Below are 381 nucleotides of genomic sequence, written 5' to 3' on the forward strand. Positions count from 1 at the left end.
GGGCCTGGTGTTAAACCCAGGCTTTGCATTCTACTTTACTGCGGTTGTGAGCCTGGTAACCGGGACAATGTTCCTGATGTGGTTGGGTGAGCAGATTACTGAGCGCGGTATCGGCAACGGTATCTCGATCATTATCTTCGCGGGTATTGTAGCGGGGCTCCCGCCGGCAGTGGCCCATACTATCGAGCAAGCGCGGCAAGGCGACCTGCACTTCCTCCTGCTGCTGTTGGTTGCAGTATTGGTGTTTGCAGTAACCTTCTTCGTTGTTTTCATCGAGCGTGGTCAACGTCGTATCGTCGTTAACTATGCGAAGCGTCAACAAGGTCGTCGTGTTTATGCAGCACAGAGTACACACTTACCGTTGAAAGTGAACATGGCGGG

General features: G+C 53.0%; 1 pseudogene. It reads left to right on the forward strand.

What is annotated here, in order from left to right:
* Positions 1-381: pseudogene (gene secY / locus HFC70_RS26710) on the forward strand (preprotein translocase subunit SecY); the annotation flags it as partial.

Source organism: Agrobacterium sp. a22-2 (assembly GCF_012276985.1).
Lineage (GTDB): Bacteria > Pseudomonadota > Alphaproteobacteria > Rhizobiales > Rhizobiaceae > Allorhizobium.